Consider the following 17,979-nt stretch of genomic DNA (forward strand, 5'->3'; position numbering starts at 1 on the left):
CAGATCTCACCGGTGTTCTCCTGCACGCCGATCAAGGATTTCAGTACACCTCTAACGCCTATAACCGCAAGCTTGAGAAGCTCGGGGCCATTGGCAGCCACTCTAGACGTGGAAACTGCTATGATAATGCCTGCATCGAGTCGTTCTTTTCACATCTGAAAACGGAAAAGATTTATCTTGTTCGTCCGCAAACGATGTCTGAATTGGGACAAGCGGTCGAAGAATACGTGTCGTTCTACAACAACGAACGCTTCCAGAAGAAGCTAAACGACCGTTCCCCGGTGGAATACCGTGAAACGGTCGCAGCATAGAGTTGTCTTTTGATAGATGTCTACTTGACGGGGTTATGACCAAGGGCTCCGGCTTTTTTATTTCCCGGTCTGGTCAGGTACTCGAACCGGCTTTCTGCCCGCTTTCGGCTTCTAGCCATTTGTCGATGAAGCCCTGCCACTTCGCTTTCGTAATGACGCCTTCGACCCGCTCCCGGACGATGCCGTTGCTGTCGATCAGCAGGCTGATCGGGAAGGAATTGACTTTATACAGCTTCTGGGCGTCTCCGTCGCGGTCCATCAAGATCGGGAAGGACAGCTTCTGCTGGTCGACGAATTCGCGGGCTTGGCGTTCCTTGTCGACGCTCGTGGCGTTAATGCCAAGAATTTGCAGCTTGCCCGCGTATTTCTTCGACAACGCCTGCAGATCGGGCGCTTCCATCTCGCACGGGTAACACCAGGACGCCCAGAAATTGACGAGCGTCAGCTGCTCCTTCTTTCCGCCGATGGCGACCGGCTCCTCCTTCAGGTCGGGGAGGCTGAGCGTCGGCGCCGTGTACCCCGGCTTCGGAAGCATGTCGGACGAAGCGGCAAGCGCGTCGTCGTGCTTGCCTTTATTTTGATAGACTGCGGCACCTGCCAACACCAGCACGATGACGAGCAATACGATCGATCGTTTCATGATGCGCCTTCTTTCACCAAATTTGTCGAATGCGATGCCTGGGCACGCTCCCTCCATGTTACCATGTTCAGGAATGGAAGCTCAAGTTCGGGGGCACATTAACCGTCGAGACCGCACGGTCATCCTCTAGCGCTTGGAGGCATTCATCGCATGAACGGTTCAACGAAATCGCGCGGGGCGGGAAGCAAGCCCGGCAAACTGCGCACGGCGTCTTCGGACAGCGGCTCGGCTTCGTCCGCGAAGGGTCAAAACAAAGGAAAAGGCGGCGGCAAATGGCTGGAATACGCCGCGCTCGCCACGGTGCCGCTCGTGCTCGTGCTGGGCAATTCCATGCTCGTGCCGATTTTGCCCGACATGGAGAAGCACATGCACATCTCGACGTTTCAGGCCAGCCTCGTCATTACGCTATTTTCCGTCGCCGCCGGTCTCATTATTCCGCTTTCCGGTTACTTGTCCGACCGCTACTCGCGCAAAGCCGTCATTTTGATATCGCTCGCCGTGTACGGCATCGCGGGAATCGGGGCGGGCATCGCCGCGGTCATGAATTCATACGGCTTCCTGATCGCCGCCCGGGCGCTTCAAGGCATCGGGGCCGCCGGCACGTCGCCGATCGCGATGGCGCTCGTCGGCGACAAATACAAGGACGGCGCGGAGAGCGAGGCGCTCGGGCTGATCGAAGCCTCCAACGGCGCCGGCAAGGTCGTCAGTCCGATCATCGGATCGCTGCTCGCCTTGATTACGTGGTACATGCCGCTGTTCGCGTTCCCTATCTTCTGCGCCGGCTCGTTCTTCGCCATGATGTTCCTCATTCAGGAAGCGCCGAAGGACGGAAAGTCCGAACCGCTGCCGCTCGGGCAGTACGTCAAGGACATCGGCAAGCTCTTCAAGGAGAAAGGCCGCTGGCTGATCGGCGCCTTCGTCTCGGGCTCCCTCGGCCTGTTCATCCTGTTCGGCGTGCTCTTCCGCCTCTCCGACCTGCTCGAGAAGGCGCCCTATCGCGTCGACGGCGTGGCCAAAGGCGGCGTCCTGGCGATTCCGCTCCTGTTCCTGGTCATCACCGCCTACGTGACGGGACGCAAGATCAAGAACAACGGCAAGCTGATGCGCGCGCTCATGCTCATTGGCCTGGCCGTCATGAGCGCGTCCCTCGCGGCCGCCGCGCTGTGGCATCGCAACATCTACCTGCTGATCGGGTTCGCCTCGCTTAGCAGCTTGGGAACCGGCCTGCTGCTGCCGTGCCTGAACACGCTCATCACCGGCGCCGTCGACCGGCAGCACCGCGGCATGGTCACGTCGCTCTACAGCAGCCTCCGCTTCCTCGGCGTCGCCTTCGGGCCGCCCTTGTTCGGCTGGATCGCCGGATACTCGGACGCGCTGCTGTACGGCATCGTCGCGGGCTTATCCGTCTGCGCGCTGCTGCTCATCGCCTTCCTGGTCCATCCGCCGGAGCAAGCCGGGGACGCGGCGAAGGCCAAGTAAACGCTCCGTCCGCCGAATCGGAGACGGCGCTTGCCGGACACGGCGACACGCATCTGTTCGCTTATTCCTAACAACGTCGATGGTCGTTTCCCGCTTTCTGCGCTATACTGATGGCATTCGACATGCCTGCGGACTAGAAGCGCAGAAGGAGGACAAGCATGAACGACATGCCGTTGATTGCGGAATTGACGCCAGAAGCCTACCAGGCCTTATTCGCGCTGACCATGGACGCGATGCCCCATGAAGTTTGCGGCGTTCTGACCGGACTTCGCTTGTCCGAGATCGGCAGCTCCACTCCCGCGCAGGCTGCGGCGGACGTACTGCGCGTCACCGGCGTCCTACCCGTCAAGAACGCCGCCGCGCGCCCGGAGACGCAATTCGCGTTCGATCCGCATGACTGGGTTCGCGCGGTCTACGACATGCAAAAAAACCGACAATCGCTTGTCGGTTTCTTTCATTCCCATCCCGGTTCGCCGCCCGTGCCCAGCAAGGCCGATCACGCCGGTTTTCCGTTCGGCGCCGCCGAAAGCGGGAGCGGAACGTCGTATTGGATTCTGTCGCCGGACGCGCTCGGCCGGACGCTGGCCATCCGGCCGTATTGGGTGCGCGGCGAATCGTTCCTGCCCTTAATGCTTGCTCAAGTACGCGTATAAGTCCCCTAGCGTCGCCACGTTCCGGTCCAGCATCCGGCGCAAATAACGCAGCCAAAGCTGGGCCGTCATGCGGGAATCCTCGAGCGCGTGATGACGGCGCGTGATTTCGATGCCGTTCTGCTCCAGCAGGTCGTCCAGGCCGTAGCCGGCAAGCTCGGGCTCCAGCCATTTCGCAACCATGATCGTATCGAGCACCCGATGCGTCAAGTTCACCTTGGACGTCCGCCAGAGCGCGCTGTTCAAGAACTGCTTGTCATGCCCGCTCGCGTGCGCGATGAGCAGCCGTTTGCCGACGAATTCCATGAAGTCGTGCAGCACCTGCATCAGGTCGGGGGCGTCCGACGCCATGTCGTTCGTAATGCCGGTCAATTCCGTGATATGCTTCGGCACTTTCCGCTTCGGATTGACCAGGCTGTAAAACGACTGCTCCTCCACGATCCGATTTCCACGCAGCAGCACCGCGCCGAACGACAGGATCTCGTCCCCGTTCGTCGGATAAAATCCGGTCGTCTCCAGGTCGAACACCACGACCTCCATCTCGTCCAGCAGCTGATCCATGATGGAATCCTTCCGCTGCTCCTTGGACATGGAGCGGATGAACGCCATCTGCTGGGCGTTCTGCGCGCCCATCATCGAAGCCAGCGCCGGCGTGAGGCCGCCCATCTTGTACAGGTGCCACATCCGGCCTACGCCTTTTTGCTCCTTCATGCTACTCCCCTCCGGAATGCTCAGAACCTGCCGGACGCCCGCCTGCGCACGTATTTCTGCAGTTTCTTGACGACGCGAAGCCCCGTCTTCAGTTCTTCAATGAGTTCTTTGGTCAGAAGCGCGCCGGACAGCTTGCCGTTGTTCGTATAGTATCCGCCCTCGAGCTTGGACGTCGTCATGAGCCGCAGGCGCAGAAACAAGCGGAACGCTTCGGCGTACGCGCCGCCGTCCTCGTCCGAGAACACGCCGGCGCGCGTCAGCTCGCCGATGCGGGCCAGCGTCGACGGGCGCACCACGTCCGCCTGAATCGCGAGCAGCCGAACGGCGTTCACCATCGGTATATACGCGCCGTATTTCAGGTCCAGACTGCCCGCATCTTCCCCGTAATGCTCCTTGAACAGCTGCCCGAAGACGCCGACGAGCGCTTTATGCCGCATCGTATTGTTCAGCATGCGTTCGACGATTTCGGGATGAAGCGCTTTGCTCGCGTAGAAATGGGCCTTCAGCGCTTCCCCCGGCCCCGCCGCGCCGGCGATGACCCGGCTATCGGCGACGATCAGCAAATAGCGCACGCGCTCCCAATCCGGTTCCCCGATCCAGAGATCCAGTTTGGCCTTCCAAGCCGACAAGGACTGACACCATAGCGGATTAGCGCTGACCACCTCGCCTTCGCAGGGCGGGTATCCCAGCTCCTGCAGCGTCGCGACGACCGATCGGGCGAATTCGCCGAAATAATCCGCCACGGCCTCCAGCCGCGACGCATCGGGCGGATCCTCGTAAACGAGCCCGCTGTCCTGATCGCTCGTCAACGTTTGTTCCCCTCTGCCTCCGCTGCCGAATAATAAATAAGCGTAAGGCACGGGCGGAGGGCCGTGCCCGAGCCGGGCCATCCGCGCTTCCGAGAACGCGATCGCGCGCCGAATAATGGCGTCGTGGACCTCGTTCAGCTCCGTATTGAATGCTTCGATCGGCTGCGCGGACAATTGCGTCTCCATATGGGCGTGGATATCATCCCGCAAGCCGCGCAGCGCCGCCGCATCGTTCGCCGCCTCGATGCGCGCGAGCAGCTTCGCACGGACCGGGTCGTTCATGCTTCGTTCACCTCAATGTCTGGATATCCGGAATAACGCGCGCACCGCCGGGTGTCGTCGGCGGTGCGGACGTGCGATGCTTCTATTTTACATCGTTTGCTGCGCTTTTTTCATTTGTTCCGGATAACCGAACGTGCCGTGCTCGGACAGGTCGAGACCGATGATTTCTTGTTCTTCCGTGACGCGCAGGCCCATGACCACTTTCATGATGCCGAGCAGCAGGAAGGAGACGATCAGGACGTACGCGCCGCAGACGACGACGGATTCCAGCTGTACCCACAGTTGATGCCAGCTGCCCGTGTCGATAAGGCCGCCTTGGCCGACGTTCAGCTTCTTGGCCAGCGCGTCGGTGGCGAAAATGCCGTTCGCGAGCGTGCCCCAGATGCCGGCCGCGCCGTGTACGGAGAGCGCGAAGATCGGATCGTCGACTTTGATTTTTTCGAAGAATTTCGCGCTGAAGTAGACGAGAACGCCTGCGAGCAACCCGATGACGACCGCCGCCCAAGGCTCGACGAACGCGCAAGTCGCGGTAATGGCGACAAGGCCGGCAAGAGCGCCGTTCAGCGTGGTCGTGATGTCGGCTTTGCCGTTCATGAGCCAGGAGATCAGAAGCGCCGCCACCGCGCCGCCCGCCGCGCCGAGCTGGGTGTTGAACGCGACGTAACCGAAGAAGCCGTCGCCTACGCCGAGCGCGCTGCCCGCGTTGAAGCCGAACCAGCCGACCCACAGAATGAGAACGGACAGAGCGCCGAATACTTGGTTGTGGCCGAGAATTTCGTTGGCGGAGCCGTCTTTATTGAAGCGGCCGATCCGCGGCTTCAAGAGCACCGTGGCCGCGAACGCCGCGATGGCGCCCGTCAAGTGAACGACCGTCGAACCCGCGTAGTCCTGCGCGCCTTTGGAGAACAGCCAGCCGTCCGCGCTCCAGATCCAGTGCGCGATGACCGGATAAATCAGCGCCGTGAAGAGCACCGTAAAGACCAGGTAAGCGGAAAGCTTGGCGCGTTCCGCGAAGCCGCCCCAGGCGATGGAGAGCGATACGGCCGCGAACGCCAATTGGAAGGTGAAGAAAATCGCCGGAGGGAGGCCTACGCCGTCGCCCGCCGCTTTGTCCGGCGAGAAGAAGAAATCCCCCGAACCGATCAAGTTGCTGATCGCGGTGCCGGTATTGTCGGCGCCGAACGCGAACGCGTAGCCGATCGCCCAGTAAACGAGGGTACAAAGACCCAGCGTGAAGATCGTCTTGCCGGCGATATGGCCGGCGTTCTTCATCCGGGTCGAACCCGACTCCAGCAGGATGAAGCCGCCCTGCATGAGGATGACCAGGATGGCCGCGACGAGCACCCAAATCGAGTTCAACCCCATGTTCAGCGTTGCCGCGGACGGGTCGTCCGCGAAAGCCATTGCCGGGAATAACAGCGATAAAGCGCCTAATGAGACAATCAGTTTTTTGACCACAATGACCACTCCCTAATGTAATGTTTCATAACACGGTAGGAAAGACTTAATGTCATTATAGTCAGAAGTGCCTGATTTGACAATAAGGATTTTTCGAAATGCCGAAAAAAATCTAACATTCGTATCCGTTTAATAACGGAATGTTAAGTTTTTTCACAGTTAGGCTGAGGAATCGGCCTTTTTCTCCTTCTATCCTTCGCTTTTTTCCAGCTGCCTCCAAGCCGGATCCGGGAATCCGCCTGATCTCCGGCCGTCTATTTCCCGTGATTCGAATTTCCATGTCAGGTTTTGTGCAAGCAACAATTGTCAAAGCATTACGTTTGACTGTATGGTTAAGGCTTTGTATCATAGTGACAGAAGATCTTTTGTACATACCCGTTTTATAATGAAAGAGGTGATTTCGATGACCGAACCTATGTTGTACCGGATCGGCGAATTAGCCAAACTCGCCGGCGTCAGCCCGCGCACGATCGATTTTTATACTTCCTCGGGACTGATCGAGCCGGAACGCCGCTCGGCCAAAAATTATCGATTGTACAGCGATGAAACCTTAGCGCGACTGAAACGTATCGTAGAAATGAAGAAAGATAAATATTCGCTGGATGAAATCAAGGCAAGTCTGTCCGGCTGGGGCAAGCTATCCTCGAAAGAGGAAGTCTCCGGCCAGCTGATCGAGCTGGAGATTCATCTGGAGCAGCTGCAGCGCGAGGTCATGGCGATCGAACCCGTCATCAGCCAATTGAAGCCCGGACAGGCGAAACAGGTATTCAAACGGCTTATTCCCCAGACGGCCGCTTGCGTCGAGGCATTGATGCTGCTGCTGAACAAAGGCGGATTCATGTAGCATCTCATGAAAACGGAGGGAATCAGTCATGTTTTTTCATCCCATGGACTTTCTGATCATCATTGCCTTCATTTTGTCGGTTTGGGCGCAATTTCGCGTTCGAGGCACGTTTAACCGTTGGGCGGAAGTGCCGACGGCCAGCGGGCTGACGGGTTATCAAGCCGCTCGGATGATGCTTGACCGGAACGGCCTCCATGACATCCCGGTCGAACCGGTTCCGGGCACGCTCTCCGACCACTACGACCCGATTCACCGCGTCGTGCGCCTGTCGGAGCACGTGTACTACGAAAACTCGATTTCGGCCGTCTCCGTGGCCTGCCACGAGGTCGGACACGCAATCCAGCATAAAGTACACTATCCGATGCTCGCGCTGCGCCACCGCATCTTTCCGGTCGTTAATTTCGCTTCCGGATTCGCGCCCCTGCTTCTCATCGCCGGCTTCCTGTTCCACGCCACGGGGCTGATCGGGCTCGGCATCATCTTCTTCTCCTGCGCGGTCGCTTTCCAGCTCGTTACGCTGCCGGTCGAATTCAACGCCAGCAACCGGGCGCGCGACATCATGGTCGCCGAGGGCTATATCACCAACGAAGAAGAACGCGGAGTCGGGAAAGTCTTGAATGCGGCGGCACTGACGTACGTAGCCGCGGCGTTGATTTCGCTCCTCGAGCTGATCAAGTACATCATGATCTTCAATCAGGAACGCGATTAATTCGCAACGTCAAAAGTCAAAGGCGGGCAGCCCAGCTGCCCGCCTTTTTTGTCGTTCGTCGCGCAGCTTGTTTCCCTCCTTCTCGCGGCGGGATGCAAATAGGACCGGCAACCTGTTCAGTTGCCGGTCCTCGATTGGCTTGCGCGTATTACGTCCGGAAGCGGCTCAACGTTTCCTTCAAGCCGGTCGAGACGGTTTCCAGCTGATCCGACAGCCGGACGAGCCCCTCGCTGATGTTCGTCTGCTCGCTGCTGAGCGAAGCGACTTCTTCGGACGTCGCCGATGATTCTTCGGCCACGGCGCTAACGTTGCTCATCGCCTCGGACAGCACGACCTGCGAGCTTTCGAGCATGCCGATGGCATCCGTCACCGTGTCGAGCCTGCCGACGAAATCGCCCATCTGCCCCTGAACGGTCAAGAAGATTTGATTCGCTTCCTTGACGGCCTGAATCTGCTCTTGGAAGATCGGATACGCGTCGGAAAGCACGCTGACCGTCTCGTCAATCTCCCGCTGAATCGTCTCGGTGATCTGACCGACCACGTCGATCGACTGACGGGATTGGTCCGCCAGCTTGCGGATTTCGTCCGCGACGACCATGAAGCCTTTGCCGGCGGTACCCGCGCGAGCCGCTTCGATGGTCGCGTTCAACGACAAAATATTCGTTTGCTTCGTCATGTTGTTCAGAACATCCAGAATTTTGCGGATCGAACGCGTCGATTCCTTCAGACGGTCGACCTTCTCCACCATGGAGCGCGTCATTTCTTCGGTCATGCCGGTTTTTTCGATCAACGTATTCATGTACGCCGTGCCTTGACGGCTCGCCTTCTCGACTTCGGCCGCGGCTGCGCCCATCTCCTGGTTCGCGTCCATAACCTTCGCCATCTGTCCGCCGATGTCGCTCGTCAGATCGCTGCCCTTCTCCGCTTCGACGGCGAGGCTTGTCGCCCCGTTCGCGATCTCTTCGGTCGCGACGGCGATCTCCTTGGCGGAGATGGCGGTTTTCTTGGACGCGTCGGACAGTTCGCCCGCGGTCGCCAAGACGTCCTGCGCCGACTGGTTGGTCTGGTTCACGAGCACCGTGATTTGCGTCATCATTTGGTTGAAGCTTTGCGCGAGCTGGCCGATCTCGTCCTTCTTGCTGATCGTGGAGCGCACCGTCAGGTTGCCGCGCTCGCCTTCGTTCATCAGGTTGCGCAGGCTGACGAGCGGCATCGCGACCATGCGAATGACGAGGAGCCCGATCCCGATGGCGAGCAGCGCGGCGATGCCCGCGATGATGTACGTCGCGTTGCGGATCTGTTTCGCGTCCTTGAAGAGCTCGGAAACCGGGACCGTGCCGACGAGCTCCCATCCAGTGCTTTCGAACTTATTGTACATGGCCAGCACTTGATCGCCGTCGGAATCGGTCGTCGTTCTCGAGCCTTCTTCCGCCGCTTTGCCTTCGGACGGCACCGCGACCGGGGAGGCCTGCTCCAGCTGAGCATCGTCGGCGCTGTACACGATTTTGCCTTGGCCGTCTTGGATCAGCACTTCGCTGCCGTTGCCGAGCTTCAAGTCTTTCAGTTGATCGCCGACTTCCTTCAGCCGGATCTCGATCAGCAGCACGAAGCTGCCTTCGTTGCTGATCGTGTTCTTCATGACGCGGCCCATCGCGAACGTCGGATCGGTCGCCGAGGAGCTGTAGCCCTTCACCTTCGTCGGCAGCCATACCAGACGGCCCGCGCCGTCCGTCACGCTCTTCATCCAGTCGGACTTCTGCGCGTCCGCCGTCGTAATATTCGTGCCGCCCATCGTGACGGAGGACGAGTCGCCGGACATCGGGACGATCGCCGCGCCGATGATCGACTGATTGCCGAGGATATACGATTGAACGGTGTCGCTCAGCTTTTTCATCAGATCGAATTTATCGTAGTCGTCCGTTGCCTGCTTGTACTGCGTCAGGTAATCCTGGACGTTCTTGTCGAGCAGGATTTGCATGGACAGCGCCTCGTAGTTCTTGAACATCAGGTCCAGCTTGCCGTTCGATTGCGCGATCGCGACGGAGCTGGATTCCGCGACTTTCTCCTTGATGATCGATTTGGACGTGGAATAGGAGAACAGCCCGACGACGAGCACGCATACCACGATCGCGCTAAAAATAATCATGAACAGCATCAGGCCGACGGATTTGATCGGATTCGAAAACTTGACGTTCTTCAGTCCGTTGACGGAAGACGCGTACATCGATTTCACGCTGCCGTTCAAGCCGTTATCGGCCGCTTCCGTTGCCTGCTTGTCCCTCTTCAACTTGATCCCCATTGCTTGACACCGCCTGGTCTAGTGATAGATTTCCGATTCGGTTGCGTACGTTTGCGGGCTGGCGTCGCCGGCGGGCCGATCTAGATCGAAACTCCCGTGCCGATTGGCAGAAACCGTTCTCGCAAGATGTTGCAATACCCAATTTATCGGTCCGGGGAATTCGTTTTGTTAGCCGAAATGGAATTTCGTTCACAAAAAAAACATCCTGCCGCAAGCGGCAAGGATGTTGGGTAGGTCTATTGGCATTCAGCGAATTCGCTTGCGCATCATGTCCATCGGCTTCACCGGCGAATCGGTGCGCATGACGATATGCTGCAGCGGGTGTCTGGCGGCATCCAGCGGATGGCCTTCCGTATCGGCGATCTCGCCGACCGTTTGCTTGAAGAACGTGCCGTTCGGGCCGAAAAACTCCACTTCCTGGCCCGGTTTGAAATGGTTGCGCTGCTGTACGACGGCCGTTCCCGTCGCTTCGTCGTACGAGACGACGACCCCGGCGAAATCGTACGGCGCGGCTTTTTCTTCCGGCTCGTAGATATGATCCTCCGCGCCCGGCGTATCGTAGAAGAACCCGGTATTGAGCGGACGGTTGGCGGCTTTCCGGATATCGTCAAGCCACTCCTGCTTCAGCTCGTAATGCTCCGGATCAGCCATATACGAATCGATGGCTTGTCGATAGGCGTTCACGACGGTCGCGACGTAATGCAGGCTCTTCATCCGGCCTTCGATTTTGAAGCTGTCGACGCCCACGTCGATCAAATCCGGAATATGCTCGAGCATGCCGAGGTCTTTGGAGCCCATCGTGAATTTGTCGGCGTCCATGCCGACCATCGGCAGATCGTCCTCGTAGATGTCGTATTTCCACCGGCATGATTGGCAGCAGCCGCCGCGATTGGAGTCGCGGTCCGTGAAATGGTTCGACAGCACGCAGCGTCCGGAATACGACGAACACATGGCGCCGTGGATGAACGCTTCGATTTCGATGTCGACATGCGCTTTGATTTGTTCGATTTCTTCGAGGCTCGCTTCGCGGGCAAGCACGACGCGCGGCAGCCCCTCTTCCTTCCAAAACTGCACGGCCTGCCAATTCATCGTCGACTGCTGCGTGCTCAGATGCACTTCGAGCTTCGGCGCCACGCGCTGCGCGGTTTCGACGATGACCGGATCCGCGACGATGATCGCCGCGATGCCCGCCTGTTCCAACTCCCGCAGGTAGTCTTCCAAGCCCGCGATATCTTCGTTATGCGCGTAAATGTTCGTCGCGACGAATACTTTGGCGCCGTAACGCTTGGCGAACTCGACGCCTTCCTTCATTTCCTCGAAGCTGAAATTGTCCGCGTTGGAACGCAGACCGTATTTCCGACCGCCGATATAGACGGCGTCCGCGCCGTAATGGACGGCGAATTTCAATTTTTCCAAATTGCCTGCCGGAGCAAGCAACTCCGGCTTTTCCAGCCGGTTGCGTTTCCCCCGATAACGCCGAGGGGCCGTTTCTGTGGTCGTCACCGCGTTCACCTCCACTACCTTCCAAGGGTGACCTTGTACCTTAATACACTTGCTCTTTATAGAAAAACCCGTAGGACAGCTCCCGGTCCGGATCCTGCAGCTTCGCGATGGAATCGAGCCAAGCTTCGTCGAACGCGTACCCCAGCGGGTCCGCGTCATACGCATCGATCGCCGCGCGGTAGGCGCGCACGACGGTTTCGTTGTACGTACTTGATTTTAACAGCCCTTCGATCCGAAAGCTATCGATATTCGCTTCCATCAGCTCGTGCAGGTTCTCGATCATGCATAAATCGTCGGAGCTCATGATATGGGTTCCGTAGGCGTCTTCATAGATCGGAAAGCGCTCGTTCGGGCGTTCCGCTTCGACCAGGTAGAGACCGTCCTCCCGCTTGCCGTGCACCGGCACGTCTTCGAAGGAACCGTCCTTGCGCTGATGCTCGAAGTAATTGTGCACGAGCGGCCGCTTGGAATGATAAATGTTCGTCATGCCGTGCACCTGAACCTGCACGTCCAACTCCGTGTTCCGCTTTACGTCCAGGACTTGGTCCAGGTTCAGCTCGCGCGCGAGCACGACGCGGGACGCGCCGCGCCGTCCCCAATAATTCGCCGTCGCGTAGTTGGTCGACGTCATCTCGGCGTTCCAATGCAGCTTCATCTCCGGCGCGGCCGCGCGCGCCGCCATGAGCACGGCGGGATCTCCGAACACGACGGCGTCGATCCCGGCCGCAGCAAGCGCCCGCAGATAGTCCGGCAGCGACGCCACCGTCGCGTTATCCATGACGTTATTGACGGACGCGTATGCGGCCGCGCCGTGCCGATGGGCCAGCTTCGCGGCCTCGGCCATCGCGGCGACGTCGAATTCGCCGGGGAGACGCATGCCGTACCGGGACTCGCCGATCACGAACGCATCCGCGCCCGCTTCGATCAGCCGTTCCATATCGGCTAGAGAAGCTGCGTCGATGAGCAGCTCCGGCTTCGTTGCCATTTGCAAATCCTCCTATTGCTTCGCGGTTTGATTGCTCTTCGCGATGTTCTCGTTGTGCTGCTTCAGCGTCTCGGCAAACAAATGCTCGTGACTGCCGTCTTTCTTCGTGACGTAATAATAAAAGTCCGTCTTCTTCGGAAACAGCGCCGCTTCGATCGACTTGAGACTCGGCGACGCGATCGGCCCGGGCGGCAGGCCTTTGACCTTGTACGTGTTGTACGGGCTATCCACCCGGAGATCGGATTGCATGAGCCGTTCCTTCTGTTTGTCCAGCAAATATTGCACGGTCGCGTCGATCTGCAGCGGCATGCCTTTCTTCAACCGGTTGTAGATAATGCCTGCCACGATCGGACGTTCCTCGTCGACGACGACTTCCCGTTCGACGAGCGATGCGATCGTCAGCATGCCGTTGAAGTCGACGTCGTTCGCGGCGAGCTGATCTTCCCAGTTCTCCGGCAGGCCGTCGAGTTTGCGGTCCAGCTCCTGAAGCATCCGGTCGATTATCGCGTCCGGCTTGCTGTCCTTCGGAAGCTCGTACGTCTCCGGGAACAAGTACCCCTCCAGACGATGGCGAAGCTTCGCATCCTTCGGAATGTTCTTGGACGCGTCGGTATCCGGCCATGCCTGGTCCTTGTCGGCCAGTGCGAGGAACGCGGATTTGTCGACGATGCCGTCCTTCGCGAGCGTGTCCGCGATCTGCTGAACCGTGAATCCCTCCGGAATCGTGAACCGGATCGTCGGCGCTTTGACCGTCTCGCCCGCGTTGAGCTTCGCGATGATCGCCTGCTTGTCCATGCCCGGCTTTAATTCGTACGTGCCGGCTTGGAAACGGGGACCTTCGTCTTTGTACCGCAGGTAATATTTGAATAGAAACGCGTTCCGGATAATGCCGTTCTCCTCGAGCGCTTCGGCGAATTGAAACGGCGAAGAGCCCTGCTTCAGCTCCACCTGCACGGCATTGCCGGCGCTGGTCGGGCGCAAACCGTTCCAAATATACAGATACGTGCCGCCCGCGATCAAGATCATGATGCCCAAAATCGTGGTAATGACCCAAAACGTAATGCGTGCTTTTCCCGGTCCCGCCGGACGGTCTTCCCCGTTCGTCCGTTCGCGATCCGGCAGGTGCTCTGATCGACTCAAGCCATGCTCCCCCGTTTCTCGACTATCGACGCGAATCCGCGCGGAAAGGGGCGGCATCGCCGCCCCCGATCCGTGCCGTATGTCTTTCCGGGCGCAAACGCCTTAGGGGCGTTCGTCGCCTTCGAACAATAAATCGTCGTACGCTTCCGCGACGGCTTCCCATTCTTCGTCGTCCTCGATGGACTCGAGCTCGGGTTCTTGCTCGCCGTCGATCAGAATCCGGAAAAAGGCGATCTCATCGTCCTTCCGCATGCTTTGCGACTGCAGGCCCGCATAGGCCCGATCGCCCAGCTGGAATTCGGCCGCGATGCGATACGGCTCCGTCTCCCCCTGATCGCCGATCAAATCGACTTCCGTACCGAAGACGGGCTTCAAAATGGCAATGCGTTTTACTTCGGACACGTTCCAAGCTCCCTTCGGCCCGCGGGCGAGCCGTTAGTCGTTATCGTCAATCTCGGCAAGAAGCGTGTTGAAGGTTTCTTCGACCATGTTCCACTCTTCCTCGTCCTCGATCGTATACAATTTCAAATCGTCGCCGTCTTCCTCGTAGCGGAACGCGTACACTTCGTCCGCTTCCTCGTCCTGCTCGTCTTCGGCGTCTGCGTTCAGCGGAACGACCATCATATATTTCTGATCGGAGCCGTCTACCTCGAATTTCATGACTACCTCGAACTCTTCTTCGTTGCCTTCTTCATCCGGAATATAGATGATTTCCGGCTCTTCAAACGGCATGTTGTCCTTTGTCATCGTTACCCTCACCTTTTCGTTTTAGAATCGAGATAATTTTGCAAAATGAGCGTCGCCGCCATTTTGTCCACCACTAACTTTCGCTTCTTCCGGCTGACATCCGCCTCGAGAAGCGTCCGCTCCGCGGCGACGGTCGTCAGCCGTTCGTCCCAAAGGTGTACGGGTACATTTAGCTTTTGCTGCAAATGTTGCGCGAATGCGATGCAAATTTCGCCACGCGGCCCGATGGTGCCGTTCATGTTCTTCGGTAATCCGACTACGATCTCAGATACTTCATGCTCCTGCACAAGCTTGGCGATCGCTTCGTCTTCGCCGTTGTCGCGCCTTCGCTCCACGACGCCGATCCCTTGCGCGGTCCAGCCGAATGCATCGCTGACGGCGACGCCGATCCTGCGGTCGCCGTAATCCAAACCCATAAGACGCATGCGACGGGAGCCTCATTTCTGTTCCGATTATTTGCTGTGCTGACTTAAGTAAGAGCGTACCAGCTCCTCGATCAATTCGTCGCGCTCTTTCCTGCGGATCAAGCTCCGTGCATTGTTATGCCGCGGAATGTAGGCCGGATCTCCCGACAACAAATACCCGACGATCTGGTTGATCGGATTGTAATCCTTCTCCAGAAGCGCGTCGTATACGGAAAGCATGATCTCTCTCGAGGAGGCTTCCCCTTCCGCCTTTACGTCGAATTTCATTGTCTTGTCCATTGAATTCATCGCCAGCACCTCGCTTTCCAAGCCGCTTGACAGCCGTTTTATAGCTATATCATATCACATTTGACTGCGCAAGAACCAGTTCCTCGGCAATTTGGAGCGCCTCGCCCAACTTCGACGGGTCTTTGCCCCCGGCCTGCGCCATGTCGGGTCGTCCGCCGCCGCCGCCGCCGCAAGCCGCCGCGGCTTCCTTCACGATCTTGCCGGCGTTGAAGCCCTGCTTGACGAGATCGGGCGACACGGACGCGACCAGGTTGACCTTGCCTTCGGCCGCGGCGCCGAGCACGATGACGGCGCTCGGCAGCTTCGCCTTCAGCTCGTCGACGATGCCGCGCAGCGCGTCCATCGACGGCGCGTTCACTTCCGCCGCCAGCAGCGTGACGCCGCCGACGCTCTTAGCCTGCGTTTCCAGCGAGCCCGCTTCGATGCGGCTCAATTTGCTTTGCAGCGACTCGTTGTCGCGCGTCAAGTCCTTCACCTGCGTCTGCAGCGCTTCGATGCGCTTCGGCACGTCGGTCAGGTTCGACTTCAGCAGCGAGGCCGATTGCTTGAGGAGGTCGAGCTGGCCTTCCATGTACAAGTACGCATGGCGTCCCGTCACCGCTTCGATCCGGCGCACGCCGGAGCCGATGCCGCTCTCGCTCACGAGCTTGAACAAGCCGATCTGCGAGGTATTCGCCACGTGGCAGCCCCCGCACAGCTCGAGGCTGTAGTCGCCGACGCGCACGACGCGGACGACGTCGCCGTACTTCTCGCCGAACAGCGCCATGGCGCCCATCGCCTTCGCTTCGGCAAGCGATTTGTAGTCGATGTCCAGCGTCGTGCCGAGCCAGATCTGCTCGTTGACGCGGCGTTCGATGTCCGTCAGCTCTTCCGGGCTGATGCTGCCGAAATGCGAGAAGTCGAAGCGCAGCCGCTCCGGCTCGACCAAGGAGCCCGCCTGGTTGACGTGCTCGCCGAGCACGTCCTTCAGCGCGCGGTGCAGCAGATGCGTCGCCGTATGGTTCTTGATCGTATCCTCGCGCGTCTTGGACGTGACCGCGGCTTGCACGGTGTCGCCCACTTTCAAGGTGCCGTGCTCGATGACCGCGTGATGGAGCGGCTGGCCGTGCGGCGCTTTCGTCACGTTGTCGACGGCAAGCGCGAAGCCGCTGCCCGCGATCGCGCCGTTGTCGCCGACTTGGCCGCCGCTTTCGGCATAGAACGGCGTGCGGTCGAGAATGACCAGCACATGGCTGCCGGCGCCGGCTTCCTGCACGAGCGCGTCGCCGTCGACGATGGCGACGACCTTCGCGCCGTCTACCGTCAGGTCCCGGTAGCCCACGAACTCGGACTTCTCCGTGAAGTCCGCGAGCGGGCCGCCCTGGACGTTCATGCCGCCCGTCTCCTGACGCGCCGCGCGGGCGCGGGTCCGCTGCTCTTCCATGGATGCGTCGAAGCCTTCGCGGTCCACCGTCATGCCTTGCTCGGCCGCATAATCTTCCGTCAGGTCGAACGGGAATCCGTACGTGTCGTACAGCTTGAACGCGTCCGGTCCGCTGATCCGCGTGCCGCCCGCCGCTTGAGCCGCCTTAACCAGCTCGCCGAGCAGGGACAGTCCGTCGGACAGCGTCTCATGGAAGCGTTCCTCCTCCGTGCGCATGACCTTCTCGATGAACTCGCGCTTCTCGACGATTTCGGTATAGTGCGTGCCCATGATTTCGCCGACGATCCCGACGAGCTCGAACAGGAACGGACGGTCGACGCCGAGCGTCTTCCCGTATCGGACGGCGCGGCGAAGGAGACGGCGGATGACGTAGCCGCGGCCTTCGTTCGACGGCATGACGCCGTCGCCGACGGCGAACGCCACGGTGCGGATATGGTCGGCGATGACCTTCAGCGCGACATCGTGATCCGCGTTGACGTGATACGAGACGCCCGCGATCTCGCACGTCCGGTCGATGATCGGACGGAACAGATCGGTGTCGAAGTTGGAGTCGACGTTTTGCAGGATCGAGGTGAACCGTTCGAGACCGGCGCCGGTATCGATATTCTTGTTCGGCAGCGGCGTGTAGCTGCCGTCTTTATTATGATTATATTGCGAAAAAACGAGGTTCCATACTTCGAGGAACCGTTCGTTCTCCCCGCCCGGCCAGCATTCCGGGTCGTTTAGGTCGCCGAACGCGTCGCCGCGGTCGTAGAAGATTTCCGTGCACGGTCCGCAAGGGCCTTCGCCGATGTCCCAGAAGTTTTCTTCCAGCTTATAGATGCGCTCCGCCGGCAGGCCGATCTTCTCGTTCCAGTACCGGAACGCCTCTTCGTCCTCCGGATACACCGTGACGGACAGCCGGTCCGGATCAAAGCCGATCCACTGCGGGCTCGTCAGAAATTCCCACGCCCACGTGATGACCTCTTCTTTGAAGTAATCGCCGATCGAGAAGTTGCCCAGCATTTCGAACATCGTATGATGGCGGCGGGTTTTGCCGACGTTCTCGATGTCGTTGGTGCGAATGCACTTCTGGGAGTTCGCGATGCGCGGGTTGTCCGGGATGACGCGGCCGTCGAAGTACGGCTTCAGCGGCGCCATGCCCGCGTTGATCCAGAGCAGGGACGGGTCGTTATGCGGCACGAGCGAGGCGCTCGGCTCGATTTTGTGGCCTTTGCTTTCAAAAAAAGCGAGCCATTTGGAACGAATTTCACTAGCTTTCATTCGGTTCAGCCTC

Annotated in this window: 18 protein-coding genes; 5 read left to right on the top strand and 13 right to left on the bottom strand. The window is 59.2% G+C overall.

The window, feature by feature from the left end; translation table 11 throughout:
* The coding region (locus BMZ79_RS15835; protein WP_143088970.1) for an IS3 family transposase at positions 1 to 311 on the top strand (311 nt) is incomplete at its 5' end.
* A 73-nt stretch (positions 312 to 384) separates the two neighbouring features.
* On the opposite strand, the gene BMZ79_RS15840 is transcribed toward BMZ79_RS15835, so the two are convergent.
* Positions 385 to 951: a TlpA family protein disulfide reductase gene (locus BMZ79_RS15840; RefSeq protein WP_090641608.1), complete on the bottom strand. Its 567-nt coding sequence runs from the start codon at positions 949 to 951 to the stop codon at positions 385 to 387.
* Between the two features lie 150 nt (positions 952 to 1,101).
* On the opposite strand from BMZ79_RS15840, the gene BMZ79_RS15845 reads away from it, so the two are divergent.
* Both BMZ79_RS15845 and BMZ79_RS15850 read left to right on the top strand, forming a co-directional pair.
* The gene (locus tag BMZ79_RS15845; protein ID WP_090641610.1) at positions 1,102 to 2,430 is read left to right on the top strand and encodes an MFS transporter; all 1,329 of its coding nucleotides are present in this window, start codon (positions 1,102 to 1,104) and stop codon (positions 2,428 to 2,430) included.
* A 158-nt stretch (positions 2,431 to 2,588) separates the two neighbouring features.
* Positions 2,589 to 3,083: a M67 family metallopeptidase gene (locus BMZ79_RS15850; protein WP_090641611.1), complete on the top strand. Its 495-nt coding sequence runs from the start codon at positions 2,589 to 2,591 to the stop codon at positions 3,081 to 3,083.
* Here BMZ79_RS15850 and BMZ79_RS15855 read toward each other — a convergent pair.
* The 3 genes from BMZ79_RS15855 to BMZ79_RS15865 form a co-directional block, all read right to left on the bottom strand.
* On the bottom strand, positions 3,057 to 3,791 hold the full coding sequence (locus BMZ79_RS15855) for an exonuclease domain-containing protein (RefSeq protein ID WP_090641613.1): 735 nt from the start codon (positions 3,789 to 3,791) through the stop codon (positions 3,057 to 3,059). The genes BMZ79_RS15850 and BMZ79_RS15855 overlap by 27 nt on opposite strands.
* 20 nt (positions 3,792 to 3,811) lie before the next feature.
* A complete protein-coding gene (locus tag BMZ79_RS15860; RefSeq protein WP_090641614.1) occupies positions 3,812 to 4,882 on the bottom strand; it encodes a DUF294 nucleotidyltransferase-like domain-containing protein in 1,071 nt (356 codons plus the stop codon).
* Between the two features lie 87 nt (positions 4,883 to 4,969).
* Positions 4,970 to 6,286 (bottom strand): ammonium transporter, encoded by a 1,317-nt coding sequence (locus BMZ79_RS15865; protein WP_090641616.1) that lies wholly within the window; start codon positions 6,284 to 6,286, stop codon positions 4,970 to 4,972.
* Between the two features lie 439 nt (positions 6,287 to 6,725).
* On the opposite strand from BMZ79_RS15865, the gene BMZ79_RS15870 reads away from it, so the two are divergent.
* Together BMZ79_RS15870 and BMZ79_RS15875 are read left to right on the top strand one after the other, a co-directional pair.
* Positions 6,726 to 7,184 (top strand): MerR family transcriptional regulator, encoded by a 459-nt coding sequence (locus BMZ79_RS15870; RefSeq protein WP_090641617.1) that lies wholly within the window; start codon positions 6,726 to 6,728, stop codon positions 7,182 to 7,184.
* Between the two features lie 28 nt (positions 7,185 to 7,212).
* Positions 7,213 to 7,893, top strand: coding sequence for a zinc metallopeptidase (locus tag BMZ79_RS15875; protein WP_090641619.1), 681 nt, complete (start codon positions 7,213 to 7,215; stop codon positions 7,891 to 7,893).
* A 148-nt stretch (positions 7,894 to 8,041) separates the two neighbouring features.
* Here BMZ79_RS15875 and BMZ79_RS15880 read toward each other — a convergent pair whose 3' ends face one another.
* The 9 genes from BMZ79_RS15880 to alaS form a co-directional block, all read right to left on the bottom strand.
* Entirely contained in the window at positions 8,042 to 10,192 is a 2,151-nt protein-coding gene (locus BMZ79_RS15880; RefSeq protein ID WP_256252773.1) for a methyl-accepting chemotaxis protein, read from the bottom strand.
* Between the two features lie 246 nt (positions 10,193 to 10,438).
* Positions 10,439 to 11,695 carry a peptidase U32 family protein gene (locus BMZ79_RS15885; protein ID WP_090642132.1) on the bottom strand — a complete coding sequence of 419 codons (1,257 nt, stop codon included), beginning with the start codon at positions 11,693 to 11,695 and terminating at the stop codon, positions 10,439 to 10,441.
* A gap of 40 nt (positions 11,696 to 11,735) precedes the next feature.
* Positions 11,736 to 12,680 (bottom strand): peptidase U32 family protein, encoded by a 945-nt coding sequence (locus BMZ79_RS15890; RefSeq protein ID WP_090641620.1) that lies wholly within the window; start codon positions 12,678 to 12,680, stop codon positions 11,736 to 11,738.
* A 12-nt stretch (positions 12,681 to 12,692) separates the two neighbouring features.
* Positions 12,693 to 13,820 carry an endolytic transglycosylase MltG gene (gene mltG, locus BMZ79_RS15895; RefSeq protein ID WP_256252774.1) on the bottom strand — a complete coding sequence of 376 codons (1,128 nt, stop codon included), beginning with the start codon at positions 13,818 to 13,820 and terminating at the stop codon, positions 12,693 to 12,695.
* A gap of 102 nt (positions 13,821 to 13,922) precedes the next feature.
* Positions 13,923 to 14,222 carry a DUF1292 domain-containing protein gene (locus tag BMZ79_RS15900; protein ID WP_090641623.1) on the bottom strand — a complete coding sequence of 100 codons (300 nt, stop codon included), beginning with the start codon at positions 14,220 to 14,222 and terminating at the stop codon, positions 13,923 to 13,925.
* Positions 14,223 to 14,255: 33 nt separating this feature from the next.
* Positions 14,256 to 14,567 carry a DUF1292 domain-containing protein gene (locus BMZ79_RS15905; protein WP_090641625.1) on the bottom strand — a complete coding sequence of 104 codons (312 nt, stop codon included), beginning with the start codon at positions 14,565 to 14,567 and terminating at the stop codon, positions 14,256 to 14,258.
* An 8-nt stretch (positions 14,568 to 14,575) separates the two neighbouring features.
* Complete coding sequence (gene ruvX / locus BMZ79_RS15910; protein WP_090641626.1) at positions 14,576 to 14,992, bottom strand: Holliday junction resolvase RuvX; 417 nt, start codon at positions 14,990 to 14,992, stop codon at positions 14,576 to 14,578.
* Positions 14,993 to 15,019: 27 nt separating this feature from the next.
* Positions 15,020 to 15,280 carry an IreB family regulatory phosphoprotein gene (locus tag BMZ79_RS15915; RefSeq protein ID WP_090642134.1) on the bottom strand — a complete coding sequence of 87 codons (261 nt, stop codon included), beginning with the start codon at positions 15,278 to 15,280 and terminating at the stop codon, positions 15,020 to 15,022.
* Between the two features lie 49 nt (positions 15,281 to 15,329).
* Positions 15,330 to 17,966 (bottom strand): alanine--tRNA ligase, encoded by a 2,637-nt coding sequence (alaS, locus tag BMZ79_RS15920; RefSeq protein WP_090641628.1) that lies wholly within the window; start codon positions 17,964 to 17,966, stop codon positions 15,330 to 15,332.
* Between the last annotated feature and the right edge of the window lie 13 nt (positions 17,967 to 17,979).

It is taken from the genome of Paenibacillus sp. UNC496MF, from assembly GCF_900113915.1.
Classification (GTDB): Bacteria; Bacillota; Bacilli; order Paenibacillales; family Paenibacillaceae; genus Paenibacillus_Z; species Paenibacillus_Z artemisiicola.

What these genes read in the sequence shown, in the direction of transcription:
- BMZ79_RS15840 (WP_090641608.1), bottom strand. Translation starts at nt 951, where the DNA reads ATGAAACGATCGATCGTATTGCTCGTCATCGTGCTGGTGTTGGCAGGT.
- BMZ79_RS15845 (WP_090641610.1), top strand. Translation starts at nt 1,102, where the DNA reads ATGAACGGTTCAACGAAATCGCGCGGGGCGGGAAGCAAGCCCGGCAAA.
- BMZ79_RS15850 (WP_090641611.1), top strand. Translation starts at nt 2,589, where the DNA reads ATGAACGACATGCCGTTGATTGCGGAATTGACGCCAGAAGCCTACCAG.
- BMZ79_RS15855 (WP_090641613.1), bottom strand. Translation starts at nt 3,791, where the DNA reads ATGAAGGAGCAAAAAGGCGTAGGCCGGATGTGGCACCTGTACAAGATG.
- BMZ79_RS15860 (WP_090641614.1), bottom strand. Translation starts at nt 4,882, where the DNA reads ATGAACGACCCGGTCCGTGCGAAGCTGCTCGCGCGCATCGAGGCGGCG.
- BMZ79_RS15865 (WP_090641616.1), bottom strand. Translation starts at nt 6,286, where the DNA reads ATGGCTTTCGCGGACGACCCGTCCGCGGCAACGCTGAACATGGGGTTG.
- BMZ79_RS15870 (WP_090641617.1), top strand. Translation starts at nt 6,726, where the DNA reads ATGAAAGAGGTGATTTCGATGACCGAACCTATGTTGTACCGGATCGGC.
- BMZ79_RS15875 (WP_090641619.1), top strand. Translation starts at nt 7,213, where the DNA reads ATGTTTTTTCATCCCATGGACTTTCTGATCATCATTGCCTTCATTTTG.
- BMZ79_RS15880 (WP_256252773.1), bottom strand. Translation starts at nt 10,192, where the DNA reads ATGGGGATCAAGTTGAAGAGGGACAAGCAGGCAACGGAAGCGGCCGAT.
- BMZ79_RS15890 (WP_090641620.1), bottom strand. Translation starts at nt 12,680, where the DNA reads ATGGCAACGAAGCCGGAGCTGCTCATCGACGCAGCTTCTCTAGCCGAT.
- BMZ79_RS15905 (WP_090641625.1), bottom strand. Translation starts at nt 14,567, where the DNA reads ATGACAAAGGACAACATGCCGTTTGAAGAGCCGGAAATCATCTATATT.
- ruvX (WP_090641626.1), bottom strand. Translation starts at nt 14,992, where the DNA reads ATGCGTCTTATGGGTTTGGATTACGGCGACCGCAGGATCGGCGTCGCC.
- BMZ79_RS15915 (WP_090642134.1), bottom strand. Translation starts at nt 15,280, where the DNA reads ATGAATTCAATGGACAAGACAATGAAATTCGACGTAAAGGCGGAAGGG.
- alaS (WP_090641628.1), bottom strand. Translation starts at nt 17,966, where the DNA reads ATGAAAGCTAGTGAAATTCGTTCCAAATGGCTCGCTTTTTTTGAAAGC.